Raw genomic sequence first — 26,723 nt, 5'->3', positions numbered from 1 at the left:
CCGCCCAAGAAGGACGTCAGGTCTATGTCCGAACAAACTGAAAGGCTGGCCTTTATTTTAACGCGTATTCGGGCTGGTAGGCCTTATAAACCGGATTTTCTCCGCAAACCATGAGCCCCTGCCCCCAGTTCACGTGCACGTCTTCGGTCGGCAGGTCCGTCGGATCGCGGTACTGGAAGAGGACGTTGCGCCGGTTGCGCGTGCTGCGGTTCACGTCGGAACCGTGAATGGTCAAATAGTTGAAGAACAGCACGTCGCCCGCCGATGCAGGACAAGGCGTCGACGCGGATAACGGATATTCCTTGTGATCGAGGTAATAGCGTCCGACATGAGGCAGCAGCCCTTGCTTGTGGGAGCCGGGAATGACGCACAGGCAGCCGTTTTCCATGTCCGAATCGTCGAGATGGACGCTGGCCGCGAGCATCGTATGGTCGGCGTGCGGGAAATAAGGCGTGTCCTGATGCAGCGGGAAAGCCGCGCCCTTCTCGGGCGGCTTGACCAGCATCTTGCTGTGGTGAAGCTGAACGTTCGGACCGATCAGCTGCGACAAGACGGCCGTCATGTTAGGATGCACAGCTGCGCGGGTGAACGAAGCGTCGTGATAATGAACGTCGTGGAAACCTTTAAGTACGAGCTTCTTCAATTCCTCGGGCGGCAAATAGTCCCCTTGCCAGGTCGCGTTGCCGTCGAACTTCGATTTGGCGGCGCGATCGATGATGCCGTTCACGGCATTGCGCATCTGTTCCACTTCCTCGGACGAGAAGACGCCGCGGACGAGCAAATACCCGTTATCCTTGTAAAATTGTACGTCGTCTGCTTTAATCAGCTTATCCATTCCATTTGGCCTCCTTCGATGTAAACGCTTGGAATACGATCATTGTAGGAAATTTTCATCCTTCTGTATTTGCAGAACCCGGACGTCCGTTTGTATAATCGCGCCAAGAGGTGACAACTTTGTCGGAAGACAGCTTTCTATTCGTGACAAGGACCTTGAACGAGAATAACCGAAGGTGCAGCGACGGCGACGGCGTTGCTTTTCAAATCTATAACTGGGGATTCGAGTGGCAGCATTACGACAACCCCGTTCACAGACATTCCTTTTATGAAATATGCTACGTACTCGACGGGGCGGGCGAATATGAGGACGAAGATATCACTTACAAGCTCGAGGCCGGCACGCTATTCGCTTCGCTGCCAGGGCATTGGCACCAGATTCGCAGCCGAACGGGGCTGCAGCTCTTTTTTGTCGCCTTCGAGGTCGTCTCGGCGGCCTCTTCGCCGGAGGCAAGGCAGTACGATGCGGGGCTGCTCGACAGCCCCTCTCCGGTCGTTGCGGGCCCGGAAGGCGTCACCGCGCTGTTGTGGCGCGCGCTGTACAGGCATGTCCTGCAGCATCGGGCGGACGGCGAGCCTCATACGAACAGCTTGTGCGCGCTGCTGCTCCGGTCGTTCCCCGGGACGTTCGGACGACCGGACGGCACGCCCGTCGCCAAGGCAAAGTCGTCCTCGCGCTCCCGCACGCATCTCGTCCAGCTCGCCAAGCGCTATATTCGCGACAATCTATCGGGCTCGCTCGGTCTTGCTGAAGTGTCCGCCTATTTGAACATATCCGGGCGGCATTTGTCCCGCGTTTTCAAGGAAGAGCTCGGCCAATCGCTCGTGGACTACGTCACCCGGGAACGCATGCTCTCCGCGGAAGGTTTGCTCAAGACGACCCTCTGCAGCGTCAAGGAAATCGCAGATCTGACGGGGTACCAGTCCGTACACTACTTCACCCGCGTATTTTCCGACCGCTACGGCATCCCGCCCGCCGAGTACCGCAAAAAGTCCCTGCCCGCTTCTACGTAAACGATCCGTTTCTCGTCCCGATACAAAAAAAAGAGATGAACAGGAAGCCCTGTCCATCCCTTTTTTTGTTTTCGCCCCGCTTAACCTAGCCGGTAAATCTCTTTGTACTTCCGCTCTAAATAATCGCACAAATAATCCGACCGCAGCGCTTCTCCGGTGATCCGCTCGACGATCTCGCCCGGCTCGAGCATCTTGCCGTGCCGGTATACCTTCTCGGTCAGCCACTCCTTGAGCGGGAGCAACCGTCCGGCTGCGATATCTTCATGCAGCGTCGGCAGCTCCCGTTCGGCGGTATTCAGCATTTGCGCCGCATACATGTTGCCGAGCGAATACGAAGGGAAATAGCCGAACATGCCGCCCGACCAGTGAACGTCCTGAAGGACGCCTTCGCCCGCGTTCGCAGGCTCGATGCCGAGCGCTTCTTTATACTTCGCGTTCCACACCTCTTCGAGCCGTTCGGGATCGAGGTCTTCGTTGAATAGCATCTTCTCAATCTCATAGCGAATCATGATGTGGAGGTTATAGGTCAATTCGTCCGCCTCGATGCGAATTAGCGACGGCTCTACGACGTTGATGCCGCGGTAGAACGCTTCGGCGTCGATACCTTCAAGCTGTGCGGGAAATTCCTTTTTGAGTTCCGGCAAATACCGCTCCCAAAACTCCCGGCTCCGCCCGATCATATTTTCCCAAAGGCGGGACTGCGACTCGTGAATGCCCATCGACGTGCCGCCGCATAGCGGCGTGCCGTTAAGCTTCGCGTCGACGTTCTGCTCGTACAGCGCATGCCCGCACTCGTGGATCGTGCCGAACAGCGCACTCGTCAGATCGTCCTCCAGATACCGCGTCGTGATTCGGACGTCGCCCGTGCTAAGCCCGGTCGCGAACGGATGCACGCTCTCGTCGAGTCTGCCCGCTTCGAAGTCGTAGCCCATCTGGCCGAGCGTATACAGGCTGAAGCGTTTCTGCGAAGCTTTGTCGAAGGTGCCCTGAAGGAAGGCCGTATCCGGCTTGTCTCCGCGCTGCGCGATGTTGGCTGCGAGCGGCACGAGCCTGTTGCGGAGCTCGCCGAACAAACGGTCCAGATCCGCCGTCGTCGTGCCCGGTTCGTACATGTCGAGCAGCGTGTCGTAAGGCGTTCCCTTCACGCCCCAAAGCGCGATGAAACGGCGGTTGTAATCGATGATTTGCTTCAAATAAGGGAGAAATCCTTTAAAGTCGCTTTTGGCCTTGGCTTCTTCCCATTCCGTCTCGGCCTGGGAGGTCAGCACGACGTACTCTCTGTACAGCTCCGGCGGAATTTTTAGGTTCCGCTCGTAATCCTTGCGCGTCTCCTTGATCAGCTTGCGGTCCACGTCGGACAATTCGCCCTCCGATCCCGCCCCGCCCAGCTCGTTCAGCAGCTCGCCCATCTCCGCGGACGTGGACAGCCTGAACATCTCCGAGGACAACGTCCCGACGGCCTCGGAGCGCTGGGCGATGCCTTTGCGTGGCGCTCCTGTCCGCATGTCCCAATAGACGACGCCGAGCAGCTCTTCGTAGTGCTTGATTTGGGTCGTCAGCGCACGAAACCGGACGATCGCCGAATCCTTTGCAGCGGCTTTTTCGCTCATTCCGATCTCATCCTTCCATTTCCTAATGAATAGCAGACCCCTTGATCATACCTGCCGCGATCTCTATAATCAACATAACGGTCTGTTAACGCTAGCTACAAGGAGCGAAGAGCGATGAGAATCGAATGGACGAATGAGGCGGCCGCTGCGCTGCAAGCGAAGTTCGACCCGCCGGTCCGCGTCTGGAAGCTCGTATCGGACAACGAGGGCTGCGGCTGCGCAGTGAACGGCGTGCCGTTCTTATGGGCGGTCGACGCGCCTGCCGAGGGCGATCTGCGGGCGGACAGCGAGCCGATCGAGCTGTGGTACGAGCCGCAACACGCGGTTTATTTCGACGATGTGCTGCGCGTCTCCTACGACGGCGCAAACCGCAGCTTCAGGCTGTCTAGCGACGGCCAGATCTACACGAACGCGCTGGGCACGGTCGACCTGAGAACTTCCGCAAGCACTCATATTCGCTGATAGGAGCCATCTACAATGACCAAATTGGAAGAAGTACTTAGCCACAACCGGGAGTTCGTTGCGAACAAAGAATTCGAAAAGTACGCGAACAACAATGCGATTGACCGGCGTCTCGTCGTCGTCACATGCATGGACACGCGTCTGACGGAGCTGCTCCCGAAGGCGCTCAATATTCGCAACGGCGACGCCAAGATCATTAAAAACGCGGGCGCCATCATCACCGCGCCGTTCGGCAACATTATGCGCAGCGTCATCGTCGCGCTATATGAACTGAAGGGCGACGAAGTCATGATCATCGGCCACAAGGATTGCGGCATGACGGGCATCGATCCGAAGGTCGTCGTCGGCCATATGATGAAGCGCGGCATCCGTCAGGACACGATCCGCATGCTGCACAATTCCGGCGTCGACTTCAACCGTTGGCTTACCGGCTTCGAGAACGTCAAGAGCAGTGTAGAAAACAGCGTCGAAATCGTACGCAATCACCCCCTGCTGCCGCCGGGCACGCCGGTTCACGGGCTGATCATCGACCCGGTGACCGGAGAGCTCGAGCTTGTGACGGACGGCTACGCCTATCTGTCGGCGCAGACCGACGCCAGCGCTCTGCTCGATTAATCGGGCTCGCCCGGATTCCTTTGATTCTATGGATCCCTTGGATCCGCTGGATTGCTCACTCGACGCCGTCTGCGGATGGAAGCTTCCCTCGCTTGCTCGACTTCCGTTCGGTCTCTCGTGAGATGGCGATGAACGATGCTCGCATCCGCAAGCTCGCCGGGAGAAAGCCACTTGGCGCCGAGCGCTTCGGTCCTGTCTAAGGCCGCTTCCAAAAGCAAGGGGTCCGCGATCGGCAGATTGAAGTCGTCGTAGACGACGCTATGCGCGTCGACCCAGCGCTCTCTTCTGTGGTCCAGCATCCGCTTAAGCTTCCGGCCGTCCAAGCCGAGCTCGTCCATGCGGTCCGGCTCGATCTCCGTCTCGGCCTTCGCAAGCAGTTTCATCGCGCCACTGCCGTTGCCCCTGCGCGCATGATACTGCATAACCGCGATCCGAATGAGCACCAGCCAGCTGCCTTCATAGGCGGCTTCTTTTTTTTCCTTCCAATATTCCTCCATGATCTCATGACATTCGAAATAATCGCGGGTGCCATGATATTCAGCCAAATAATGTACGAAAGGTTCCGGAATCGGGAATAATGACCTCATGTCGTCAGTGCGCTCCTTCCACCCATGCAAGTTCCGATAGGAACAAGCATACGAAAAAACCGAAAAAAATGAAACCGCTCGCGATTTATCCCGTATTACCGAACACAACTTATTCACACAGGAGGAATCGCAACGTATGTGGAAAAAAATGTTGCTCGTGTTCACGCTATTCGCGTTCACGGCAGCTGTCGTCATTCCTGCCGACGCAGCGGATGCCGCGCGCAAGGGATTCAGCTCCAGCAAGCGATCCTACACAAAGACGCCGGCTAAGGCGCAGGACAACGTATCCAGCAGCACGAATAAAAGTAACGGAACGACGGCGGGGGCCGGCGCAACGACGCCGAAGCGCGGATTCACGAGCGGAGGCGGCTTTATGAAAGGCCTCATGATCGGCGGGATCGCCGGCATGCTGTTCGGCGGCATGTTCGGAGGCATGGGCTTCTTCGGGGACATCCTGGGCTTGCTCGTCAATCTCGCCGCCATCTTCTTCGTCGTCGTCCTGATTATGGGCATCGTGAATTCCTTGCGCCGTCGCAGACAGCATCAACCGCAAGGTCCCAACGATTCCAATCGCCGCTGGTAATCCGTTATGCGGCTGACGACGGACGAGATCGTAAACGCCGTATGCCTGCATACGTCGGAGCGGCAGCAGGTTCCCGTTACCTCCGTCGAAGTCGAGCTCTCGTGGGACGACGAGCAAGGCTTCACGGCGGAGGTGTGGGTCGAAGGACGCAGCCGCTACCTGGTCGAAGCCAATCTCAAGGAGTCGATCGTTCGATATATGCTAACCGAATACGGACGACGCGTCTATCCCTCTTCCATCACGATGGTGGCGGACGAGGAACTGGAGGAAATATTCGCGGACGTCTTCGAAGAATAACGATTCATGCAGAAGGGCCGGCGGTCATTGACCGCCGGCCCTTCTTTCGTATGCGTCAGGCTCTCAGCTTGCTGTCTCGCAGCGGCTCGAAAAAGCTGCGTTCGATCTCGACGGCCGGAATCGGCTTGCTGAAGTAGTAGCCTTGAATCTCTCTGCACGATTGTTCGCGCAAAATGTCGAGCTGTTCCTTGGTCTCGATGCCCTCCGCAATGATATCGAGCTTGAGATGCTCGGCCATCGAGATGATCGTCGCGACGATCGCGCGGTCGCTCTCGCTCACCGTAATGTCGCGGATAAAGGACCGGTCGATCTTAAGCTTGTGGATCGGGAAGTGCTTCAGGTAGCTGAGCGAGCTGTAGCCTGTCCCGAAATCGTCCAGACTGATGCGGACGCCGAGCGCACTGAGCCGGTTCAAAATCGCCGTCGACACTTCTACGTCCATCATCATGCTCTCCGTAATTTCCAGATCGAGATACTGTGGCTCAAGACCAGACTCGGTCAGAATGTTCGCGATGTGCTCGTCCAGATTGGACTGATAAAATTGCTGAGAAGACAAGTTGACGGACACCGGCACGAGCGGTCCCCCGGCTAAATGCCATTCTCGCATCTGACGGCACGCCTCCCTGAGCACCCAGTCTCCGAGCGGCCCGACGAGCGCGATCTCTTCGGCTAGCGGAATGAACACGCCGGGAGAGATCATGCCCTTCTGCGGGTGATTCCAGCGTACGAGCGCCTCCACGCCGATCATGACGCCGTCCGAGGAACGCACCTGCGGCTGGTAAAAGAGCTCGAGCTCGTTGCGCGGCAGCGCCTGTCTGAAATCGCGCTCGAGCTCAAGCTTCTCGGTAAGCTTGTCGTTAAGCTCGGGCTGGTAGAAGCGGAAACCGTTTTTCCCCTGCTTCTTGATCTCGTACATGGCCAGATCCGCATGCCGCAGCAGCTCGTCAGGCTGTTCGCCATGCTCCGGACAGACGGCAATGCCAATGCTCGCCGTCACGTAGTAATCCTGATGATGCAGCGGGTACGGACGCTGAATCTGGTGCACGATCTCCTCGGCAAGCTCGGACAATGACTCCCTGCTGCACGTATCCATGACGAGGATGGCGAATTCGTCGCCGCCCAGACGCGCGAGCTCCGCGCCTCTGCCCTCGAGCGCCTGCGAGATCCGCTCCGATACGTCCTTCAGGAATTGGTCGCCGTACTGATGACCGAGCGAATCGTTGATCAGCTTGAACCGGTCGATATCGAGCACCATCACGGCGAAGCAGTTGCGGTTGATGCCAAGCTCGGATGCGGTCGCGGCCAGTCGCTCCTGCCACTTGCGGCGATTCGGAAGACCCGTGAGGTCGTCCTCGTACGCCATTTTCCGGATATGCTCTTCTTTGGATTTGTCCTCGGTCACATCCTGCAGCTTCATATACATGCCGACGGCTCCGTCGCCCGAGCGCACCGTAGCGATCGATACTCTCAGGCTCAGCGCTTCGCCCTTGGCGTTCACGATGGTCGATTCGTACAGCTGGCGCTTGCCGTCCTTGGCCAGGGCGAGAATATGCTCCAGTTCCTCGGAGCGTTCGGACGCGGCGACGCGCAGCAGCTCCTCCAGCGGCATGCCGATGAGCGCGGACTGCTGTACGCCGACGATTCGCTCCGCCGACGGATTCAAACCCGTGATTTTCCGGTCGAGGCTGAGCGTGATGATGCCGTCGGTCATGCTGTCGTAGATCGCCTTGTACCAATTCTGGCTCTCTTCGATGCGCCGCTGCTTGGCCGCGAATCGCTTGGCGATGACGATGCCCGCGAGCGACAGTCCGAGCGTCAGCAGCGTTCCTACGACGACGCCGTAAGCCATCATCCGCTGGTTGGAAAACATGCCCATGCTGCCGTGCATGCTCGCATGGTCCATCTCGAATGCGGCAGCGCTCATGCCCGTGTAGTGCATGCCTGCCACGGCAGCGCCCATGATCAGGCCGCTCGCCAGCTTTTTGCGGATGGCGTAACGCTTCTGCTGACGATGATAGACAAAGGCGAGCCATAACGCCGCGACGGATGCGAGCAGCGCGATGACGACCGACAGCGTCACGATCGAAGGCGAATACCGGATCGGCATCTTCATGGCATCCATGCCGATGTAGTGCATGGCGCATATGCCCGCCGCCAGCGAAACACCCGCCAAAAGAAGGCGGGGATAGCCCAGTCGGGGCTTGGCCGCGAGAAATAAGGCGATGAAGCAGCCTGCAATAGCGGCTGCAGCCGAGATGACCACTAGCAAGACGTCGTACTTGACGGCCATCGGCAAGCGCAGGGCGAGCATGCCGACAAAGTGCATCGACCAAATGCCCATCCCCATGATTGCCGCGCTGAAACCGATCCACAACGTTTTGTAGCCGGAGCTTGCGGTGCTGATGCGGCCTGCGAGATCGAGCGTCGTATAGGAAGCGAGTACGGCGATCAAGTACGAGAGCAAGACCAGTAAGAGATCATAGGATCCGTGCGTGTGTGTCATGGCGGTCCTCCTAGCCAAATCTTGCGCTGTACGATAGAGTCGCGCTTTTACCCATTATACGTGGAATCGACGCATAGTACACCCAATTCTTGGCGTAATTCATCATAATTCATCGATATTTGTCGATCAAGTGTGCCCTTTTATACTTTTTATCCATAAGAAAAACCGTCAGGGACAAGTTCGCTCCTTGACGGTCCTTTGCGTTGCTTCGGACGAAAGCTTAATTCACGGTCAACACCGGTTTATTGGCTGTGTTTTCTTTGCTGTTCAAGCTAATGCTTGCGCCGTTGTTGTTCTCGACCTGCAGCTTGAAGGTCACTTTTTTGTCTCCGCCAAACTGGCTGTTCACATAACTTGCGGCATCAATCGTGTACCAGCCTGCCGACGATACATTAAGCGTACCGATCAGTACGGCGTTCGTACTGCTGGGCTGATTGTCCCAGGTGATCCCTCCAGTGCCCGATTCGATCCAGCTGTCGTTGCCTGCAAGTCCGTATACCTTGACAGGCGTCGATGCGGAGGCGGCGCTAACGTACACCTTCAGGAGCGCGGAAGCAACGGATGTGCCGGAGCGCCCGGTGAGATCGAATTTGACGAACCCTTTCCGGTTATATCCCGCATCCGGATCTCCTTTTATATCGATCGTCGATGCCGTTCCATAGTTTGTCGTCGCATAGGTACCGTCCCTTACGTAGGCGTCGCCGTTCGTCGCGTAGTCGGTCGAAGCGCTCGAAGACGTGGCGGCGCTCGCCGCAGCGCTCCATGCGCTTGTGCCTGTGCTGTTTTTGGCGCGAACCTTATAAGTATGCGTCGATCCTGTCGACAAGCCGGTGTGCGCGTAGGGGGATGCGACGCTGCTCACGACAGCTCCATCCACTTCAAGATCGTAGCCCGTCGCTCCGGATGCGGGATTCCAGGTCACGTTGATCTGAGCCGAACCGGCTGCTGTCGCCGTCAACCCCGTAGGCACGCCAGGTGCGGAAGACGCTGCGCCGCCGCCCATGAAGGCCACCATCGCCATGCCCGCCGCATTGCCCGAAATGGTCACTTCATTCGTGGCATAGTCTCTGCGATTGTCGTGCCAAATCATTCGATTGTCATTGAACTGCGCGATAGCAGGGTCCTCCTGGCCCGCCAGCAAAGGGTCCTGCTGATCGACAGCATATTGCGCGCTCGTCTCGAAACCCTCGCTCCAGGATCCGCGAAGCTGATAGTTCGGATTGGTCACCCGGTTCAAGGTCGTGACGCGATGACGAGGATTTTTAAACCACGTCGTGCCCGCCCCGTTCAGCATGCTGACGCCCCAGGGGTTTTTGCCCAGCATAAAATCGATCTGCTGCTGAGCCAGCGCTGCATACGTGGTATTGCCGGTCAGCTCCTGATACATCATCGCTTCGACCGCATTGTTGCTCATCGCTTCGTACGTTCCCCATTTGGGATCGCTGCTCGTATTCCAGAACTGTCCGTTCGCGTAGTTCTTCTTTAAGTTCAGATGGTTGTTGATACGGCCGACGGCCGTATTTTTATAGGTCGGGTCCAGGGAGGCGATCTCATAGTTGGCCCAGTGGTAGGCTCTCGACCAGTTGAGGCTTGTATCGCTTTTGTTGTACCATTCCCCCGCGCTGTCGCTGTACGCTTTGGCTTCCGTTAAATATGAGGCCGTTCCTGTCGCCCGGTAGAGCTCGGCTGCCGCCCAGGCCATATCGTCTTTATAATCCGTATCCACGTAAAACTCGTCAGCGTCCCCTGCGATCCCCGTCCTCGTCTTGCCCCAGGTGTAGATCTGCTGGGCGGCAGTCAGATAGCTGCCGGCCAACGCGGCGTTATAGCTCGGTCCGTTCGGATCTCCCCAGATTTTGGCGCCCAGCGCCAATGCGGCGGCTGCCTTGCCGGCCAGATTGGCGCCCGTACCGGCAGGAGACGGATGCACCGGGCGCGCCGCCCCGTAGATGGTATTGTCGTTCTGCGGCCAGGTCTTGCTGCGCGAATCCAGATCGTCATTGTCCACGTCATGGTCCAGCCCGTCCGCGACTTCCATGTACAGCATCTGGTTCGTGTTGTCCCACATCTTCTGGATAAAATCGAGACCGACCTTGGCTTCCGTCAGTACGCCGTTTATGCTGCCGGGCTCGGGAAAAACTTCCGGATGATGGATATAGGCGGTCAGCATCACATCCGCGACATGACCGATGGTGCTCATGAATTTGATATAATCCGAGGCATCGTGCCAGCCGCCGGTAAAGTCCTTCGTGCCGGACGCGCCGTCGGGCTTGCCGTCCACGGATGAATTCGAGCCCGGGACATGGCATACGAGATGACCGTCCGGATTCGTATTGCCGCATCGCTGCACCTTGAAAAACTTCATGGACAGGTCGGCTAGACTGCTGTAAGCCGCAGGGTCGATATTAAAGGTTGGGGATTTATAGGTGTTGATTTTAATATAATATCCGCTGCCGACCGTATTCAGCGAGCTGAAATCCAAAGCATAGGCATAAGGAATATTAGCGCCGCCCGCATCTCCCCAGCTCCCTTTGCTGGCGGTGGAGATGGTGCCGTTCAGTACCGAAGTATTGCTAGAATTGTATACATCGTATCGGACGCCGCTCAAATTCGTACTCGATAAAACCATGCCTACTTTACTCGCGCCCGGACTGTATCCGACCTGATTCACGCGGATAAAACTGCCGCTAGCGTTGGCCTGCACCGACTTCTCCTCCTTCATCCCGCAGGCAGATAAAATGGCGGTCGTCAGGATAGCGACTGTCAGCAGAACCGTGTACGTTTTCAGAACCTTAAACATGGCGGTCAGCTCCTTTTCGTTCGCTTGGGTAAACTTGCCCGACGTAGACGTTGGCTCAGCTCGGCTTAGACGAAGTTCAGTCCGCCGACGTACGGCAGCGGCACGGGGAACAGCCCGGGCATCGCAGCGCGCGCTTCGAACGCGGCAGGCTGCGTCGGCTTGGGATCGAACATCAGCGAGACGAGCGTCTCGGCATCCAGCTCGAACGTCCCGCCATTGGGCGCTGCCAGCGCATACCGGTGATGCGCCAGCGTGCGGATGCGAGGCGCATCGCTCGCCGCGGCTGCATGCCAGTACGGCGACAGCGATTCGAACAGCCGCTCCGCGTCGGCGATATGGACCGTGCCGAGATTGCGGTCCTTGGCGGACGGCACGCCCGAGAGCGCCTGCAGCAGCTCGGTCTCGTTCCAGGCGACCGGCACGTCCAGCCTCGGCAATCCGTATGCGACGACGGCATGACCGAATAACGCGGCCAGCGCGCCGGCTTTGCCAGCCCATTCGATGGCGAACGGCTCCTGCTCGCTGCCGCGCTCGTCCGGCATCGCCAACACGGCGAACGCGGCTACGCGGCCGTCTTCGGTCGCGACGAGCGTGCGATGCCGCAGCTTGAAGCAGCTCGCATACGCTTCGCAGGCGATCAGCTCCGCCAGCTCGCGCACAGTCTGCGCGTAGGCGACATGGCGCGAAGCAGCGAGCGCGTGCAATGAAAGCCAGTCGGTCCGCGACAGCTCGCGAACCGCGATGCCTGCATGGCTACCCAGCAGCTCCTCCCCCTGAACCGGCCCGATCGTGAAGCGCGTGATCTCGCCGTACGAATGGCATTGATTGCGCAAATACAACGAGCGGGTGCCCGAGACCAATATAAGCGCACCGCCGGATGCCCGAACGTGCGACTTCGCCGCCTGCAGCAGGCGGCCGGCATGACCGCGGCCGCGATCGTCCGGCCCTGTGAATACCGAACCGATCGAGAATATCGGCACATGGGCCGCCCCAATACGCAAAGTGGCGGGGACAAGCCCCATGAACGACACGAGCTTGCCGTCTTCAAAGGCGCCTAGCGATTGCGACAAGGCCGCCGAAAAAACGGATGAAAAAGCGATCCCCATCGAAGTTTGCTCCGCATCGCGGAAAACGGCGTCGGACCCGCAAATCGCTTGCGCCATTTCCTCCGGCGCCAACGCTCGAATGTCAGTCATGCCCGAAGCGCCTTCCTCATCCACGTTCCTTCCCTCCCGTGTCAATATCGACTTTCCGTTTACTTGGTGTCCAGTTTGATGCTTTGAACCCGCTTGTAAGCTTCTCTGTACGTATCGAGCAGCTTGTCGACGCCGAGGTTGTTCATTTCCTTCACGTACTGATCCCATTCATCCAGGCTTCTCGATCCGGTGACGAATTTGGCGATGCTCTCGTCCCGGTGCTTGGTGACCGCCTGGCCGGTCAAGGCGACGATCTCCGTCTCTTGTTCCGTGAGAGCAGGACGCGGCTGCATGGCAGGCGGATCGTATTTGGCCGCTTCCTTGAACGCGTATTTGAGATCATCGGACGATAGCGATAGATCCGAATCGAAATCGATCCACGTATAGGTGCCGCTCGTCTTCAAACCGGTTGCCTTGCGCAGCTCGATAATGTCTGTGTATTCCGGCTTAAATTTAAGCTTATCCCCGCCTTTTTCGTACGTTTCGCCTTCTTTTCCCCAGCTGACAAGCGTTCGTCCTTCCTCCGAGTAGAAGAAATCCATATATTTCATAATGTCTTTAATATGTTTGGAGGTAGAAGCAACCGTTAGCCCGCTCTCGAGATAATGAAGATACGGATTGTGCTGCTTGCCGCCGGCTATGCCGGCCGGCGGCGCCATGAACTGCATGTTGTACGCCGGATTCTCCTTCTGCATCGCCTTGTTGAAGAAGTCGATGCGGCTGATGTAATCGATCGTGATGAACGATTTGCCGGTGGACAGCATGTCTTGCCATTGCTTCGTCTGAAGCGACAGGAAATCCGGCGGAATGAGCCCGTCGTCATAAAACTTTTTCCACATCGCAACCATCGATTTGTAATTAGCCTCCGTGGGGCCGAAGCGCCACTCCTGCTTGTCGAAGTCGTAATATCCGTCTTCGCCGGTCTCGAAGTCCACCGTCATATTCGCCAGCATCTCGTCCTGGTTCTCCCCGTAGCGGAGCGTCAGCGGGTAGGAGTCTGGATACTTGGCTTTCAGCGTTTTCAGCGTTTCGTACAGCTCGTCGAAGGTCGAAGGGGCTTTAAGTCCTTCCTTGTCGAACACGTCTTTTCGATACATCCAGATCGTACGGTTCGTCTCGCCGAAGCCTTGATTCGGGAACATATACATTTTTCCGTCCGCAGACAATGCCGCCTTCGCTTCTTCCGGATACTTCTCCATCCAGGCCTTCAAATTCGGCATATCGTCGATATGCGTCAAAATATCCACAAGCGCACCCTGCTGTCCGAACTTGTTCGACTCCTCGCGATTGGGCATATACATGAGGTCGGGCATTTCTTTGGAGGCGACAGCCAGGTTCAGCGATTCCCCCAAATTGCCCGATGGGGTTTGCACCTCAAGCGTGACCCCCGTTTTCTCCTTGATCCATTGCCAGATCGGCCAATCCTTCGAATAGGGAAAGGTCGGGTTGTTGTCGAGCAGCGCCATAAATTTCAAATTGGACTTGCCCGACGCTTCCCCGCCGCCTGCGGAGGAAGTCGAGGAGCTTGCGCCGGCTGACGCGCCGTCTTTGGAGTCGTTACTGGCGCACGCAGCAAGCATCGTTGCCGTCACGGCGGCGCTCGCCAACAGAATAGCGGACTTTTTGAGGACGTTTGACAAATTCGTTCAGCTCCTAAGCGTTTGTATGTGCGGCAACATCGATTTTGTTGCTCGTCTGCGAACATCTCGTACAGGCCGGATCGCGCGTCCGGTCCGCTCGTGCTCAGCCCTTGATTGCCCCGATCATAGACCCTTTGACGAAGTACTTTTGCACAAAAGGGTACACCACCAGAATCGGAAGCGTAGACACCATAATCGTGGCGTACTTCAGGGATTCTTCGACGATGAGGTTATCACCTCCTATTCGCGTCACATCGCCCGAGCTTGCGGTACCTGCGAGGATGAGGTTGCGCAGCAGCACTTGCAGCGGGAACGTGTCCGGCGTACGCAAGTACAGAAGCGGCAGTTGAAAGTTGTTCCATAAACCTACTGCGTAAAAAAGCGCAATGGTGGCGAAGGACGCGGTTGACAGCGGTACCATAATCCGAAGGAAAATGCCGATGTCGTTCAAGCCGTCCAGACGGCCGGATTCCTCCAGCTCCTTGGGGATGCCAGAAAAAAAGGTGCGCATCAGAATGAGGTTCCAGGTGCTGACCGCGCCGGGAAGCACCATGCCCCAGATCGTGTCCACGAGTCCGAGGGACCGAACGACCAGATAAGTCGGAATCATTCCGCCGCCGAAAAACATCGTAAAAACGATTAACATCGTTAACGATTTTCGAAATGCCATCTGCGTCCGCGACAGCGCGTAAGCCCCCATCGAAGTGAGCGCCAGCGAGATGGCGGTTCCCAGCGCCGTATAAACGATCGTATTTTGAAATGCGGTCCAGATCTTGGGGTCCCCGAGCACAAGATCGTACATTTTGACGTTAAAGCCTTTCGGCCAAACGGTAATCTCGTTCTGCATGACATAGATGTCGCCGCTGAACGAGACGGCAAGCATATGAACGAACGGATACAGCGTCACGACGACGACGATCGTTAAAATGACGGCGCTGACGATCGGGAAAATGCCCGGCCGTTGCGAGTTGATCATACAGCGGCTCCTCTCACCATAAGCTGGTCTCGCTGACGCGCCGACTGATCCAGTTGGCGCCATAAATAAAGATTAAGCTGATGATGCCCATGAATAGATCGATCGCGGAACCGTAACTGAAATTGCCCTGCACCAGTCCGATCCGGTAAACGTAAGTGCTGATGATATCGGCCGTATCGTAGATGGCCGGATTCTGCATCAAGTACACCTTTTCGAAGCCGATCTCCAGCACCTGGCCAATATTCAGAATGAGCGTGATGACGAGCGCCGAGGAGATGCCGGGAAGCGTGACATGCCACATTTTGCGCATTCGGCTGGCGCCGTCGATACTGGCCGCTTCGTACAGCTGGGGATCCACGGCAGTGAGCGCTGCCAGATAGATGATCGTTTCCCAGCCGATATGCTGCCATATTTCCGAGAGCACGTAGATCCCCCTGAACATCTCCGGCTTGTTCATAAAATTGATCGGCTCGAAACCGAGCTCCGTCAGCAGGTTGTTGACAAGCCCGCCGGTCGGCGACAGGAACATGATGACCATACTCGCGACGATAACGTTGGAAATAAAATGAGGCAGGTAGCTGACCGTCTGCACGAACCGCTTGACCGCCGCTTTTCTCAGTTCATTCAGCAGCAACGCAAGTATAATCGGCGCGGGAAAGCCGAATATCAGCCTGTACAGGCCGAGAAGAAACGTGTTCTTCATCAGCGGCCAAAAATCCGGATTGTTCAAAAACAACCGGTAATACTTGAGGCCGACCCAATCGCTGGCCCAAATCCCTTTGAACAGATTATAGTTTTTGAACGTAATCACCAGCCCGAACATGGGCGCATAGCGGAACACGAGATAATAGATCAGACAGGGCAGAAAAAGCAGCCATAAATATTTGTTGCTCTGCCAGAGCCGCTTGAACCGCGATGCCTTCGGCTCGGGTATCGGCTTCTCCTTTCCGATCGGTCGTGTCGTCGCGCTTGCTTGAGTCATACGCATTTCCCCTTCTGTCAGTTAAATTCTGTCAGTTAAAAGTACCGGAAGCAGCCGTGATGCCTGGAATCGATGTACTCGCATCATATCCCGCTTTGTACAGGTAAATATATCTCCACGTATTCCTGCCGATCGCCACGATTGCGGAAAGCGGAAGAACTGAATACAAAAAAGTAAAAATGCATATTGTTGCTGTCAGATTTGAATCGGTATGATGATGTTATCGAAAGGCAAAATACGAGATCGCGAGGCTGCTTGCCGGGGGGGGGAAATTCGAAGATGATCAAACGTGCCGGGCTCAAGCTTGCTTTTAACACGCTGTTCGTCAAGCTGATGGTCAGTTTCCTGTGCGTGATCGTGTTGCTCGCTTCTTGCAATCTGTTTGCGTACCTCTATCTGAGCCGCAAGCTGTACAAAGAAATCGTACGCTATAACGAGCTCGGCATGAAGCAGACCGTCGACAGCTATGAGAATCAATTTCGGATGACGCAGACGATGCTGATCTCCCTGATGCGCTCCGACAGATGGACCGTTAATCTCGAGATTCTTAACCGCGTTAAAGATAACAATCGCTATGATATCCTCCCCGAAGTCAAAGAAAATCTGGCCGCTTTGTATACGAATCCGTTTCTTCATTTGGATAACTTCATCCTTATCTTTCGAAAGGCCGGCTATGTGCTGGAAAAGGAAGGCACCAGCAGCATCGAAGACATGTTCGGCAAGTATTACGCCAGCACGGATTACCCGCCCGAATATTGGGCGCAGTCAACGGCTGGCAGCACCTTTATGCAAGTATTACCGGTTTCCGACTTTCAGGAGCATTCGATGGGCCAAACGCGTCCGAAGGGTCCCTTGATGCCGATCTGGTTCAAGGCCGCATCGTATGGAGACGTCTACGGGCTCCTCCTGGTGAATCCGCAGCGGTTGTATGCCGCCTATGGCCAATCGGGCGATTCGACCTTTTCGATCTGGGACCGGGAAGGAGCGATGCTGTTTGCTTCCTCTCCCACCGGCGACATGCGTTCTCCCGTGCCGCTGCAGCGCGATACGTATCATGAACGGAAAGGCAACTTCTTTTATTTCTATAAAAAAGGGGCGGACACCGGCTTCACTTATGAGCGCGTCGTCCCTATTGCCAGCATCGCCGCCGAGATGATGAGGCTGAACGTGCTGCTCGTCTCCCTTCTGTCCGCCGCCGTCGCGGTCGCCATCGTCACCTCCGTCCTGTTCAGCCTGCGGCTCAACCATCCGCTTAGTCGGCTCATCGCGATGCTCGAACGCAAATCCGCCGCAGCGGAGCCGATCAGCAACATCCGGGAGTATGCCATCCTGAGCGACCGGATGAGCAGCATCCTGCAGACCAACGAACGGATACGCACCGATCTCGACCGCAAAAACACGCTCGTTCAGCAGTACGCTTATACCAACAAGGTGAAAAATATACCGATGGCGCCGAATCTCGCCGATATCGAACAGCTTGTACAATCGAACAGACCTTTTGCCGCCGTTCTTTATGAAATTGTATTTAAAAATCCGGAACTGGCCTACGAAAGCAAGATGCTCATGCTCCGCAAGCTCATTCACAACCTCTTTTCTCCAAGGGATGGCGTTACGCTGCCGATCGAACAGAATCGGTTAATGTCATTAATTTTCGATCCGGATTCCCAAAGCGACCTCGTGCAAACCCTTGAGACCTTAAAGCAACTGCTGCTTGCTGACGATTATTTATACCTGACAATTGCGGTCAGCCCGGTTTATCCGGCTCACACTTCATTTACAGAAGCGTACGGTCAATTGTCCGAGCTGCTGAGCGAACGAAAATTGAACGGAGATACTCAGATTATCACAGGTCCGAGGGCGTCGCTGTCGAATGCATCCCGCCTGAAGCTGACAGCCGGAGAGGATCTGCATACGCTGCTTATGAACGGCAACGAAAATGCCGTGCTCGAGTGGGTCGACCGGCAGCTCGATGTGTTGAAGCGCAAAGACGCGGCCGTGAGAGAATATCGGGCATTTGCCCGGGGGGCTGCGGAGCAGGTAGAGATAACGCTCGCTAAGCTGAACATGCGCGCACGGACGGAAATGCTGCTCGAAATCGAGAAAATTGGCCGATTGTACAACGTGAAGCAATATCAAGACTGGTTCCGGGAGCTGATCCGCCCGGCCCTGGTCGTCCTTGCCGAAAGGAGCGTAACGAAGGATCCGATCGCCTCCTTCGTCCTTGACTATATGGAGAACCATTACTGCGAGGATATCAATCTCGATGCCATCGCCGACAAGCTCAATCTTACGCCGGGTTATCTGTCGGGGTACTTTAAGGAAAAGGTCGGAATCAACTTCAGCGATCATCTGAACGAGCTCAGAATCAACAAAGCTAAGGCTCTGCTCATGAATCTGGAGCTTCGCATTGCGGATGTGGCCGGTTATGTCGGCTATCAAAACGTCAACTCTTTTATTCGTATGTTCAAGCGTTGCTCGGGCGTTACGCCGGGCGAATACCGCAAAGCGCTGCCGCCCCCGGCACAGCGATCGGATGCAAGCAATCTATAGGCTGGGCATTGGTGAAACTTATTCTTTTCGCTTCGTCAAAAAAGCCGCTCGCGGTCGCGAGCGGCTTCAATCCGTTTATGCCGATTACCAGGCGTAGGCGCGCGGCGCTTCGCCGGGTCCCGGGAAGATCTCGTCCAGTCGCTTCAGCGTCTCCTCACCAAGCTCGATGTCGACGACGCGCAGCGCGCCCTCGAGCTGCTCCATCGTGCGAGGCCCGATGATCGGCGCGGTCATCGCCGGATGCGCCAGCGTCCAGGCCAGCGCCAGATTCGCTTCGGATTCGCCCAGCTCCGCAGCGAGTTTGGCGAACGCTTCGAGCTGCGGACGATACTTCTCTACGCGCGTCTGATCGCTGGCGCGCTTCGAGCCCGGCGCCGGATTGAGTGCTTTTCCGCTCAGCAGGCCGCCGTCGAGCGGACTCCAGGCGATGACGCCGATGCCGTGCTCGTGCGCGGCCGGCAGCACCTCAAGCTCGGGAAGGCGCGTGATCAGGCTGTATTTGTGCTGCTCGGACACGAGGCCGAGCATGCCCTTGGATTTGGCTTCGTATTGGGCCTTTACCAGATCGCGACCTGCGAAGTTGCTCGAGCCCACGTATCCGATCTTGCCCTGATATTGCGCGATGCGGAAAGCATCCCACAGCTCGTCCCACGAGACGTTGCGATCGACGTGATGCATCTGATAGAGCTCGATATGATCCGTCTGCAGGCGGCGCAGCGAGCCTTCGAGATGGCGGCGCAGCTTGTACGACGACAATCCCGCTTCGCCGTTCGGCCCGTCGTGCTTGTCGCTCATGTCCCCGTAGAATTTGGTCGCAAGCACGACGCGCTCTCTCCGTCCGCCGCCTTGCGTGAACCAGCGTCCGATAATCTCCTCGGTGCGCCCTGCGTTTTCGCCCCAACCGTAAATATTAGCCGTATCGAAGAAGTTGATGCCAGCGTCGAGCGCGGCGTCCATCATCCGAAACGCGTCCTTCTCGTCCGTATCCACCCCGAAGTTCATCGTTCCGAGGCACAGCTTGCTGACCTTAAGGCCCGATTTTCCCAGTTGACTGAATTTCACTAGCGAATCTCCTCCTCGATATGAATTCCCCTCTATTGTAACCGATCGAATAACAGTTAGGCCAATCCCGATCTTCTTTTGCCGTTCGCCCTATCATCGACTCTCAACGCACTTTTAACGCGATCCGGCTGCATAAATGCGCCTCCAGGGTAAACATTAATATAAACGGAGGTGCAGCCATGATCATCACATACACGATTATGTTTATTGTAATCATTGTCGCCGTCGGATGGCTGTTGTTCCGTGCCAGAGACCTCAAGCGCAAATCCGACAGGAGATAGCTCGTCCGCCCCGCCTGCCGCGCAAACAGCCCTCGCGATCGAAGCGTCCGCTTCGACTGCGAGGGCTGTATTCAATCAATAGGAAAGCAGCGTTGCCATACAGAATGGCCTCAAGAGACCGCCTTGCTCGCCCGCTTGCAGCCTTCACGCTGGCAGCTTGCATACGTGCCCGTGAATTCCAGACGGTGATCGGTCACGAGAAACCCGTACTCACGCGCAAGCCGCTGCTCCAGCTCTCCGAGCCAATCTTCCTTAATCTCCTTGAGACGGCCGCAAACGGTACAAATCAAATGGTGGTGCATATGCGCATTTTCGTCGCTGCGGAGGTCGAAGCGTGCAACGCCGTCGCCGAAGTTCATTTTTTCGACGATATGAAGCTCGGCCAGAAGCTCCAACGTACGATATACAGTCGCAAGGCCGATGTCCGGATGCAGTTCGCGTACGAGCATGAACACCTCTTCCGCGCTCAGATGATCCTGCTCGTATTCGAGCAATATGCGCACCGTCGCTTCGCGCTGGGAAGTCAGTTTATACCCTTTGCTGAGCAGCTGTTTATTTATTTTAATCAATTGATCTTCAAGTGCTGCCATCGGGATTGCCCCCTTCGTCCGCAGGACGCGTTCGCGCCACGCAGATTATAATGATTCTAATCTATTATAACCGATGCGTTTGAGAAAAGAAATCGCCGCGTTTCAATGAAAACGCTTGACATGATACATTTTGTATCATACAGTTATAAACAAATAGTCCACTATATATAGGCAAGGAGACACCGCTATGAGCATGGGAGACCGTCTTCGCCAGCTTCGCCTCGAACGCCATCTGTCACAGGAGGAAGTGGCCCGCCAGGTCGGCATCACGAGATCCGCCTACAGCCATTACGAGATCAACAACCGCCATCCCGTTTACGAGACGCTCATCAAGCTGGCGCATTATTTTAACGTCTCTCTGGATTACATCATCGGCGGATCAGGCGCGAAGCGTGCCGATTATGCTGCCGAGCCTCAGGAGCACAAGATCCTCGAGCTGTTCAAATCCATGGATCAGGAGCAAAGACAGCAGTCGATCGGCCTCCTCCTCGGCATCGTCGAAGGCGATCGCAAGAAGCCCGCTAGGACCGTCGCCAAAAGCAAATCGTAGCGGCAGTCAGCGCGCAAATGCCGCCCGCGCAGAAGCCGGCGCAGACGTCCGACAAATAATGGACGCTGAAATAAATCCGACTCCAGCCGGTCGCTGCGATGAGTACGCAGGCGAGAACGCAAACGGCGATCTTCTGGACGCGCCCGCGCAGCTCAAGCCAACCAAGCAGCATCCACCAGCCGTACAAAGCGCCTGCGATCGTCGCGTTACCGCTCGGATATCCGTAGCCGTCATGCGTTATGCCCCATGCGTCATCAGGACGCTCGTATCCGAATGCGGATTTGAGCGCCGACTGCAGGACGTACGCGGACAAGACGACGCCGACGAACGAGACGGCGATTTTCCATGAGCGAAGGCGCCACCAGCACGCAGCGGACAGCAAGGCAACCGCAGCGACGACGGCCGCGCTGCCCATATCGTTCATCGCCCGCCACAAGCTCGTCCAGCCGGACGCGCGGGTATCCGCAGCCGCAGCAGCCACAGCCCTGTCCCATCCGGCATAACCGCCGGCCCTCAAGGACGTGATCGTCGCGAACAGCAGCGCCGCTATGGCGACCGCGATCAAGATCGTTCTTTTTTGCGCTTTATTGAGCGTCATCGCAATTCCTCCGTAATCATTCGTTTGGCGATCGGCAGCGTGAAAATAAATGCGCTTCCGCCTTCCGGCCGAATGCGCGCCTCGATCCGGCCGCCATGCGTCTCCACGATCTCGCGAACGATCGCGAGGCCAAGCCCGCTGCCGCCGGACGAGCCGTTTCTCGACTTGTCGTTTTGGTACAATCGTTCGAATAGCTTCGGGAGCTCCTCGGGCGTAATGCCCGAGCCGTTGTCGAGCACCGCGATCTCCGCTTCGTAGGGCCTGGCGCCGCGCCGCGCTTCGATCCGAATCTCCCCTCCGCGGGGCGTCGCCTGAATGGCGTTATAGATCAGATTGGACATGACCCGGTCCATTCTGCGCTCGTCGATTTTCAGACTGACGCTCTCGGTTCCAGGGCCTTCGGTCCGGCAGACAAACGCGATGCCTTTGGTGAGCAGCTCCATGGCGTAGTTCTCCGCGAGGCGATCGATCCATGCGGACAGCGGCACAAGCTCATAGGACATTTGAGCCTGGCGCGCCTCGAGCATGGACAGGTCGAACAGATCGCGGATCAGCTCGTTGAGTCCCTCCGCTTTTTTGAGCATGGCGCCGATGACCGCCTCCCGCTGCCCGGGATCGGAGATGACGCCGTCGCGCAGCGCCTCCAGGTAGCCCTGAATGAGCGTCATCGGCGTACGCAGGTCATGCGAGATATTGCTGACGAGCTGTCTTCGCGACTGCTCTGCGGCCCGCAGCGCCTCCGTTCTTTCTTCAATGCGCGCTTCAAGCTGACCGTTCCAGCTGCGCAGCTCCGCCGACAGCTTTTCGGCCTTGGCGAAAGTCCTGGAAAAGCGGAGGGAGATGAGAAAGGCGTTCATGATGACCAGGAAGAGCAGTCCGAACGGGACCATATCCGGCGCGCGCCACCAGCCGTTGTAAAAAAAGATGTCGCTGAGCACCGTGCCGACGAACCCGGCCACGCCGATCAGGGAAAGGGCCGCTCCCTCTCGGCCGCGGATCAGCGCCACGATGAGCAAGTACAGCGATGCGCCGCTCAGGACGATTACGAATGCTTGATAGAGCAGGATCAGCGAGCTTGATTCGAGAAGCGTCACCCCCCAGGTCAGCCCCAGGAGTAAGCAAGCGCCCGCGCATGCGGCAAAAGTCCATCTGCGCGTGAGCTCCTTACTGTACGTACGGCGAAAGTAAGCGAAGCCGCACAGCGCGCTCAGCACGAAAAAGCTGTATTCGAGACGCCCGGCCGCCGTCCAGGTCAATTCCGGCACTAATCTGGGCAGCAGCCCCTCGCCGATGACGCTCATCCGCCCTGCGACGCAGAAACAGAGCATCGCAAACAACAGATTGTCCAGCTCTTTTCGCCGCAGCGCGTACAAGCCGATGTGATAGATGCCGATCATGAGCAAGCAGCCGAGCACGATGAATTCTCTGGCTTCATGTCCGAAGGCGATGCCTTTGACCTGCTCGGGCGTGCCGAGCACGAGTACGCTGCGAATGCCGCCCGTCCGGTGGTGGAAGTTCGCCAGCTCCAGTTCCAGCGTTACCGAAGCGCCTGTGGGTTGAAAGAAAACCGTATCCGGCAATTGGAAAGGCGTCGTCGAGGCCTTGTCGACGCCGGGCACGCCTTTCGATCCGACGAGCGCGCCGTCCACATACAACGCATAGGCCGTCGATAAATTCGGCAGCCTGATGCCGAGCATTCGGTGATCGGCAGGCAGATTCCGAAGCGCCAGACGATACGTACCATAGCCCTGGCTGGGCAATAAACCGCCGCGGCCGTCCGGAAGTCCGCCCCAAATGCCGGGGACGCGAACCGTCCGGTCGTACGCAGCCTCCTGACGCAGCGATTCCCGTGCAAAGTACCATTCGCCCGCGAGCGGAACCGTGCCGCTTTTTTCGAACGAATAGCCGCTCAAATCGACGATGCCGTCTTTTGCGACAGGCTTGCCGCCGGTTTCCCCGCCGCCTAGCGCGAATCCCCCCGCCAGTCCGGCTAAAGCCATCATGAAGACGAAGACAAGCAGCGCTCCCTGTCCCCGTCTCATTTTTAATGCTTTCATTTTTCCGATCGCTCCTGCCATGAAACGTTGTCCTCATCGTAAACGCGCATTGCTTATGCGTCAACGCTTTAAGTATAATAAGGTACAGTCGAACGTTGACATGGCATGGGAGGGAATTACCTTGAGCAAACCGATTGGCACCGTTCTCGTCGTCGATGACGAGCGCGAGATCACCGAACTGATCGGGTTGTTCCTGACTAAAGAAGGCTTTGCGGTGCATGCCGCGGAGGGCGGACAGGACGCGCTGCGGATCGCGGAGGCGCTAAGCCCGGATCTCGTCATCCTCGACGTGTCGCTCGGCGACATGGACGGCATCGAGGTTTGCAGACGGCTGCGAGACGGCGGCTGCGCGGACGTGCCCATCCTCTTCCTCAGTTGCAAGAGCGAGGATGCGGACATCGTGCTTGGACTTTCCGAGGGCGGAGACGATTATATTACCAAGCCGTTCAGTCCGAGGCAGCTCGTCGCCCGCGTGCATGCCCATATCCGCCGCAGGCGACAGCGCGAGCGTCCGCAGGCGGACGAGCAGTACGGCGTGATGTCGTTCGGCAGCCTTGCGATCGATCCCGGCCGGTTCGAGGTGACGCGGGACGGCGAGAGCGTTCCGCTATCGGCCAAGGAATTCGAGCTGCTGTGCGTCCTCGCGCGCCAGCCCAACCGAATCTTCGCGATGAACGAGCTGTACCGGCTCGTCTGGCATACGGACAGCATGGGCGATACCCGTACGCTGATGGTTCATATCAGCAATCTGCGCAAGAAGATCGAGCCCGATCCTTCCAATCCGGTATATATCCATACGGTTCGCGGCTTCGGGTACCGTTTCCTGCCGGAATCGCTTCAGGACGCGCGCTGACCGGTATAATCCGAGCTGACCGATTTAATCCGAATAGTAAAGGAAGTTAAACGGAACATGAGAATGGCAACCGATTGGCAAGACTACGAACTGATCGACACCGGCGCCGGAGACAAGCTCGAGCGCTGGGGGGACGTCATCCTGCGGCGCCCCGACCCGCAAATCATCTGGCCGCTCGCCAAGGAATCCGCGGATTGGCAGCGTCCCGACGGCCACTACTTCCGCAGCTCCGCCGGCGGCGGCCAGTGGCAGTTCAACAAGCAGCTGCCCGAGCGCTGGACGATCTCTTACGGTCCGCTCCGCTTCCACATCAAGCCGACCAACTTCAAGCACACCGGACTATTCCCGGAGCAGGCGGTCAACTGGAGCTGGATGATGAAGCGAATCAAGGAAGCCGGCAGGCCGATCCGCGTGCTCAATCTGTTCGCCTATACCGGCGGGGCGACCGTCGCGGCGGCGGCGGCAGGCGCCGAAGTGTGCCACGTCGACGCGGCTAAGGGGATGGTCCAGTGGGCCAAGGAAAACGCCGCGCTATCGGGCCTCGAATCCGCGCCCGTACGCTACATTACGGACGACGTGTTCAAATTCGTGCAGCGCGAGCAGCGCCGCGGCAAGCAGTACGACGCCATCATCATGGATCCTCCCTCCTACGGCCGCGGCCCCGGAGGAGAGACCTGGAAGCTCGAGGACAGCCTGTATCCTTTCTTGGAGGAGTGCAAAAGCATTCTCTCCGACAACCCGTTGTTCGTGCTTGTCAACTCGTACACGACCGGCCTCTCGCCGACCGTGCTGCACAATTTGCTGCACATGTCGATCGGCCGCCGTCACGGCGGCAAGCTCGATTGCGGCGAGATCGGCCTGCCGATCACGCGCAGCGGGCTGACGCTGCCCTGCGGTATATACGGACGGTGGGAGAGCGCAGAATAAAAGATAAAAAGCCGAAAAACCGCCCAAGCCTGCGGCCAGCAGCGGTTTTTCGGCTTTTTATAGGCTTGTCCTGGCGGCGGACCACAGCTTCGTCCGGCCGTGCTCCATCGTCCACAGTCTGCCTGCCGGAAGCCCCAGCCGTTCCCATTCGGCGTTGAGCCGATCCAGCGCCTCTCTGGGCGTATCATCGGCCAACCGGAATGAGCCGTAATGCATCGGTACAAAATAGCGCGCGCCAACGTCCGTAAAAGTCCGTATCGCTTCTTCGGGCGTCATATGCGAGCCCCCCATGAACCATTCCGGTTCATAAGCCCCGATCGGGATGAGCGCGACGCGGATGTCTCCATACTTCTCGCCGATCCGGCGGAAAATGCCGTCGTAGCCGCTGTCGCCGGCGAAATACAGGCAGTCTGAATCATGGCGCATCACCCAACCGCCCCAATGCGATGAATTGGTGTCCCATGGCGTCCGCCTTGTCCAATGCTTGGCCGGCACGAAGCCGAACGTTACGTCGCCGATGCGCGTTTCGGACCACCAAGAGAGTTCTTGAACACGCTTGAAGCCCTTGCGCCGGAACCATCCGGACAGACCTTCAGGCACGAGTACGACAAAATTGCCGGGCAGACGGCGCAGACTGCCCAAGTGAAGGTGGTCGTAATGCGCATGGGAAAGGACGACGACGTCGATCGGCGGCAGCGAGTCGATCGGCAGACCCGGAGGAGATAGCCGCGGAGCAAAACCCATTCGCGACGCCCACACCGGGTCCGTCACGATATTATGTCCGCCGAGTTGAACGAGAAAGGTCGAATGACCGACAAACGTTACGGTCGGCTCGCTGCGGTTCTCGGACAGCAAAGCCATATCCGGATCGGCGCGAGACACGACAAACGACAGATCTTTCTTTTTAGACCGGCGTTCTTTCTGCCACTGGCGCAGCTCCGCAAAGGATTTAATGTTCGAAGAGCCGTCTGCATTTTCGTACTTTTTCACCATCGTATCTCGATGCTCCTTTTGGACGCGTCCTGCTTTCCTACTATTGTAGCAATCACGAAGGCAACGTGCATAGCCGAGAGTAAGTTTGACCGTCTTCCCCATAAAAAGACGGCACCGGATCGGCGCCGTCCCGAATTGAATGCCGGCCAATGCCGGCGCTCGC

Annotated in this window: 23 protein-coding genes; 9 read left to right on the top strand and 14 right to left on the bottom strand. The window is 57.3% G+C overall.

From position 1 onward, the window contains the following. Window positions 1-52 precede the first annotated feature (52 nt). Window positions 53-826: a phytanoyl-CoA dioxygenase family protein gene (locus tag KB449_RS11505; RefSeq protein ID WP_282912797.1), complete on the bottom strand. Its 774-nt coding sequence runs from the start codon at window positions 824-826 to the stop codon at window positions 53-55. A 128-nt stretch (window positions 827-954) separates the two neighbouring features. Between KB449_RS11505 and KB449_RS11500 the strand changes: the two genes are divergently transcribed. Further along, window positions 955-1,848, top strand: coding sequence for a helix-turn-helix domain-containing protein (locus KB449_RS11500; RefSeq protein WP_282908505.1), 894 nt, complete (start codon window positions 955-957; stop codon window positions 1,846-1,848). Between the two features lie 80 nt (window positions 1,849-1,928). Here KB449_RS11500 and KB449_RS11495 read toward each other — a convergent pair whose 3' ends face one another. Beyond that, window positions 1,929-3,458, bottom strand: a complete 1,530-nt coding sequence (locus KB449_RS11495; protein ID WP_282908504.1) for a carboxypeptidase M32 — start codon at window positions 3,456-3,458, stop codon at window positions 1,929-1,931. 114 nt (window positions 3,459-3,572) lie between these two features. On the opposite strand from KB449_RS11495, the gene KB449_RS11490 reads away from it, so the two are divergent. Continuing rightward, window positions 3,573-3,920: an iron-sulfur cluster biosynthesis family protein gene (locus KB449_RS11490; protein ID WP_282908503.1), complete on the top strand. Its 348-nt coding sequence runs from the start codon at window positions 3,573-3,575 to the stop codon at window positions 3,918-3,920. A 15-nt stretch (window positions 3,921-3,935) separates the two neighbouring features. Beyond that, on the top strand, window positions 3,936-4,535 hold the full coding sequence (locus KB449_RS11485; protein ID WP_282908502.1) for a beta-class carbonic anhydrase: 600 nt from the start codon (window positions 3,936-3,938) through the stop codon (window positions 4,533-4,535). Window positions 4,536-4,561: 26 nt separating this feature from the next. On the opposite strand, the gene KB449_RS11480 is transcribed toward KB449_RS11485, so the two are convergent. Continuing rightward, on the bottom strand, window positions 4,562-5,122 hold the full coding sequence (locus KB449_RS11480) for a DUF309 domain-containing protein (RefSeq protein ID WP_282908501.1): 561 nt from the start codon (window positions 5,120-5,122) through the stop codon (window positions 4,562-4,564). 136 nt (window positions 5,123-5,258) lie between these two features. Here KB449_RS11480 and KB449_RS11475 point away from each other — a divergent pair, with 136 nt between their 5' ends. After that, window positions 5,259-5,705 carry a hypothetical protein gene (locus tag KB449_RS11475; protein WP_282908500.1) on the top strand — a complete coding sequence of 149 codons (447 nt, stop codon included), beginning with the start codon at window positions 5,259-5,261 and terminating at the stop codon, window positions 5,703-5,705. 6 nt (window positions 5,706-5,711) lie between these two features. Then, the gene (locus KB449_RS11470; RefSeq protein WP_282908499.1) at window positions 5,712-6,002 is read left to right on the top strand and encodes a DUF2653 family protein; all 291 of its coding nucleotides are present in this window, start codon (window positions 5,712-5,714) and stop codon (window positions 6,000-6,002) included. Window positions 6,003-6,057: 55 nt separating this feature from the next. Here KB449_RS11470 and KB449_RS11465 read toward each other — a convergent pair whose 3' ends face one another. The 6 genes from KB449_RS11465 to KB449_RS11440 form a co-directional block, all read right to left on the bottom strand. Beyond that, window positions 6,058-8,505 carry an EAL domain-containing protein gene (locus tag KB449_RS11465; protein ID WP_282908498.1) on the bottom strand — a complete coding sequence of 816 codons (2,448 nt, stop codon included), beginning with the start codon at window positions 8,503-8,505 and terminating at the stop codon, window positions 6,058-6,060. 220 nt (window positions 8,506-8,725) lie between these two features. Then, window positions 8,726-11,305 (bottom strand): glycoside hydrolase family 9 protein, encoded by a 2,580-nt coding sequence (locus KB449_RS11460; RefSeq protein ID WP_282908497.1) that lies wholly within the window; start codon window positions 11,303-11,305, stop codon window positions 8,726-8,728. Between the two features lie 65 nt (window positions 11,306-11,370). Then, complete coding sequence (locus KB449_RS11455; protein ID WP_282908496.1) at window positions 11,371-12,525, bottom strand: GNAT family N-acetyltransferase; 1,155 nt, start codon at window positions 12,523-12,525, stop codon at window positions 11,371-11,373. 35 nt (window positions 12,526-12,560) lie between these two features. Further along, window positions 12,561-14,141 (bottom strand): extracellular solute-binding protein, encoded by a 1,581-nt coding sequence (locus KB449_RS11450; RefSeq protein ID WP_282908495.1) that lies wholly within the window; start codon window positions 14,139-14,141, stop codon window positions 12,561-12,563. A gap of 103 nt (window positions 14,142-14,244) precedes the next feature. After that, window positions 14,245-15,117 (bottom strand): carbohydrate ABC transporter permease, encoded by an 873-nt coding sequence (locus KB449_RS11445; protein ID WP_282908494.1) that lies wholly within the window; start codon window positions 15,115-15,117, stop codon window positions 14,245-14,247. A gap of 13 nt (window positions 15,118-15,130) precedes the next feature. After that, on the bottom strand, window positions 15,131-16,099 hold the full coding sequence (locus KB449_RS11440) for an ABC transporter permease (protein WP_282908493.1): 969 nt from the start codon (window positions 16,097-16,099) through the stop codon (window positions 15,131-15,133). A 279-nt stretch (window positions 16,100-16,378) separates the two neighbouring features. Here KB449_RS11440 and KB449_RS11435 point away from each other — a divergent pair, with 279 nt between their 5' ends. Next, window positions 16,379-18,649, top strand: coding sequence for a helix-turn-helix domain-containing protein (locus KB449_RS11435; protein WP_282908492.1), 2,271 nt, complete (start codon window positions 16,379-16,381; stop codon window positions 18,647-18,649). 84 nt (window positions 18,650-18,733) lie between these two features. Here KB449_RS11435 and KB449_RS11430 read toward each other — a convergent pair whose 3' ends face one another. Continuing rightward, a complete protein-coding gene (locus tag KB449_RS11430; RefSeq protein ID WP_282908491.1) occupies window positions 18,734-19,711 on the bottom strand; it encodes an aldo/keto reductase in 978 nt (325 codons plus the stop codon). 391 nt (window positions 19,712-20,102) lie between these two features. Further along, on the bottom strand, window positions 20,103-20,582 hold the full coding sequence (fur, locus tag KB449_RS11425) for a ferric iron uptake transcriptional regulator (protein ID WP_282908490.1): 480 nt from the start codon (window positions 20,580-20,582) through the stop codon (window positions 20,103-20,105). 187 nt (window positions 20,583-20,769) lie between these two features. Here fur and KB449_RS11420 point away from each other — a divergent pair, with 187 nt between their 5' ends. Further along, the gene (locus KB449_RS11420; RefSeq protein ID WP_282908489.1) at window positions 20,770-21,132 is read left to right on the top strand and encodes a helix-turn-helix domain-containing protein; all 363 of its coding nucleotides are present in this window, start codon (window positions 20,770-20,772) and stop codon (window positions 21,130-21,132) included. Here KB449_RS11420 and KB449_RS11415 read toward each other — a convergent pair. Together KB449_RS11415 and KB449_RS11410 are read right to left on the bottom strand one after the other, a co-directional pair. Then, entirely contained in the window at window positions 21,104-21,730 is a 627-nt protein-coding gene (locus tag KB449_RS11415; RefSeq protein WP_282908488.1) for a phosphatase PAP2 family protein, read from the bottom strand. The genes KB449_RS11420 and KB449_RS11415 overlap by 29 nt on opposite strands. Further along, a complete protein-coding gene (locus tag KB449_RS11410) occupies window positions 21,727-23,787 on the bottom strand; it encodes a sensor histidine kinase (RefSeq protein ID WP_282908487.1) in 2,061 nt (686 codons plus the stop codon). Before KB449_RS11410 ends, KB449_RS11415 begins: the two co-directional genes overlap by 4 nt. A gap of 121 nt (window positions 23,788-23,908) precedes the next feature. Between KB449_RS11410 and KB449_RS11405 the strand changes: the two genes are divergently transcribed. Both KB449_RS11405 and KB449_RS11400 read left to right on the top strand, forming a co-directional pair. Next, window positions 23,909-24,640 (top strand): response regulator transcription factor, encoded by a 732-nt coding sequence (locus tag KB449_RS11405; RefSeq protein WP_282908486.1) that lies wholly within the window; start codon window positions 23,909-23,911, stop codon window positions 24,638-24,640. Between the two features lie 57 nt (window positions 24,641-24,697). Then, window positions 24,698-25,567 carry a class I SAM-dependent methyltransferase gene (locus KB449_RS11400; RefSeq protein WP_282908485.1) on the top strand — a complete coding sequence of 290 codons (870 nt, stop codon included), beginning with the start codon at window positions 24,698-24,700 and terminating at the stop codon, window positions 25,565-25,567. 57 nt (window positions 25,568-25,624) lie between these two features. On the opposite strand, the gene KB449_RS11395 is transcribed toward KB449_RS11400, so the two are convergent. Beyond that, the gene (locus tag KB449_RS11395) at window positions 25,625-26,560 is read right to left on the bottom strand and encodes an MBL fold metallo-hydrolase (RefSeq protein ID WP_282908484.1); all 936 of its coding nucleotides are present in this window, start codon (window positions 26,558-26,560) and stop codon (window positions 25,625-25,627) included. Window positions 26,561-26,723: the final 163 nt, after the last annotated feature.

It is taken from the genome of Cohnella hashimotonis, from assembly GCF_030014955.1.
In the GTDB taxonomy this organism is placed as follows: domain Bacteria; phylum Bacillota; class Bacilli; order Paenibacillales; family Paenibacillaceae; genus Cohnella; species Cohnella hashimotonis.
Note: the sequence above shows the minus strand (reverse complement) of the source record. Positions and strands in the feature narration are given on the sequence as shown.

What these genes read in the sequence shown, in the direction of transcription:
- KB449_RS11465 (WP_282908498.1), bottom strand. Translation starts at nt 8,505, where the DNA reads ATGACACACACGCACGGATCCTATGATCTCTTACTGGTCTTGCTCTCG.
- KB449_RS11400 (WP_282908485.1), top strand. Translation starts at nt 24,698, where the DNA reads ATGAGAATGGCAACCGATTGGCAAGACTACGAACTGATCGACACCGGC.
- KB449_RS11470 (WP_282908499.1), top strand. Translation starts at nt 5,712, where the DNA reads ATGCGGCTGACGACGGACGAGATCGTAAACGCCGTATGCCTGCATACG.
- KB449_RS11410 (WP_282908487.1), bottom strand. Translation starts at nt 23,787, where the DNA reads ATGAAAGCATTAAAAATGAGACGGGGACAGGGAGCGCTGCTTGTCTTC.
- KB449_RS11475 (WP_282908500.1), top strand. Translation starts at nt 5,259, where the DNA reads ATGTGGAAAAAAATGTTGCTCGTGTTCACGCTATTCGCGTTCACGGCA.
- fur (WP_282908490.1), bottom strand. Translation starts at nt 20,582, where the DNA reads ATGGCAGCACTTGAAGATCAATTGATTAAAATAAATAAACAGCTGCTC.
- KB449_RS11420 (WP_282908489.1), top strand. Translation starts at nt 20,770, where the DNA reads ATGAGCATGGGAGACCGTCTTCGCCAGCTTCGCCTCGAACGCCATCTG.
- KB449_RS11480 (WP_282908501.1), bottom strand. Translation starts at nt 5,122, where the DNA reads ATGAGGTCATTATTCCCGATTCCGGAACCTTTCGTACATTATTTGGCT.
- KB449_RS11495 (WP_282908504.1), bottom strand. Translation starts at nt 3,458, where the DNA reads ATGAGCGAAAAAGCCGCTGCAAAGGATTCGGCGATCGTCCGGTTTCGT.
- KB449_RS11395 (WP_282908484.1), bottom strand. Translation starts at nt 26,560, where the DNA reads ATGGTGAAAAAGTACGAAAATGCAGACGGCTCTTCGAACATTAAATCC.
- KB449_RS11440 (WP_282908493.1), bottom strand. Translation starts at nt 16,099, where the DNA reads ATGACTCAAGCAAGCGCGACGACACGACCGATCGGAAAGGAGAAGCCG.
- KB449_RS11485 (WP_282908502.1), top strand. Translation starts at nt 3,936, where the DNA reads ATGACCAAATTGGAAGAAGTACTTAGCCACAACCGGGAGTTCGTTGCG.
- KB449_RS11435 (WP_282908492.1), top strand. Translation starts at nt 16,379, where the DNA reads ATGATCAAACGTGCCGGGCTCAAGCTTGCTTTTAACACGCTGTTCGTC.
- KB449_RS11460 (WP_282908497.1), bottom strand. Translation starts at nt 11,305, where the DNA reads ATGTTTAAGGTTCTGAAAACGTACACGGTTCTGCTGACAGTCGCTATC.
- KB449_RS11445 (WP_282908494.1), bottom strand. Translation starts at nt 15,117, where the DNA reads ATGATCAACTCGCAACGGCCGGGCATTTTCCCGATCGTCAGCGCCGTC.
- KB449_RS11490 (WP_282908503.1), top strand. Translation starts at nt 3,573, where the DNA reads ATGAGAATCGAATGGACGAATGAGGCGGCCGCTGCGCTGCAAGCGAAG.
- KB449_RS11415 (WP_282908488.1), bottom strand. Translation starts at nt 21,730, where the DNA reads ATGACGCTCAATAAAGCGCAAAAAAGAACGATCTTGATCGCGGTCGCC.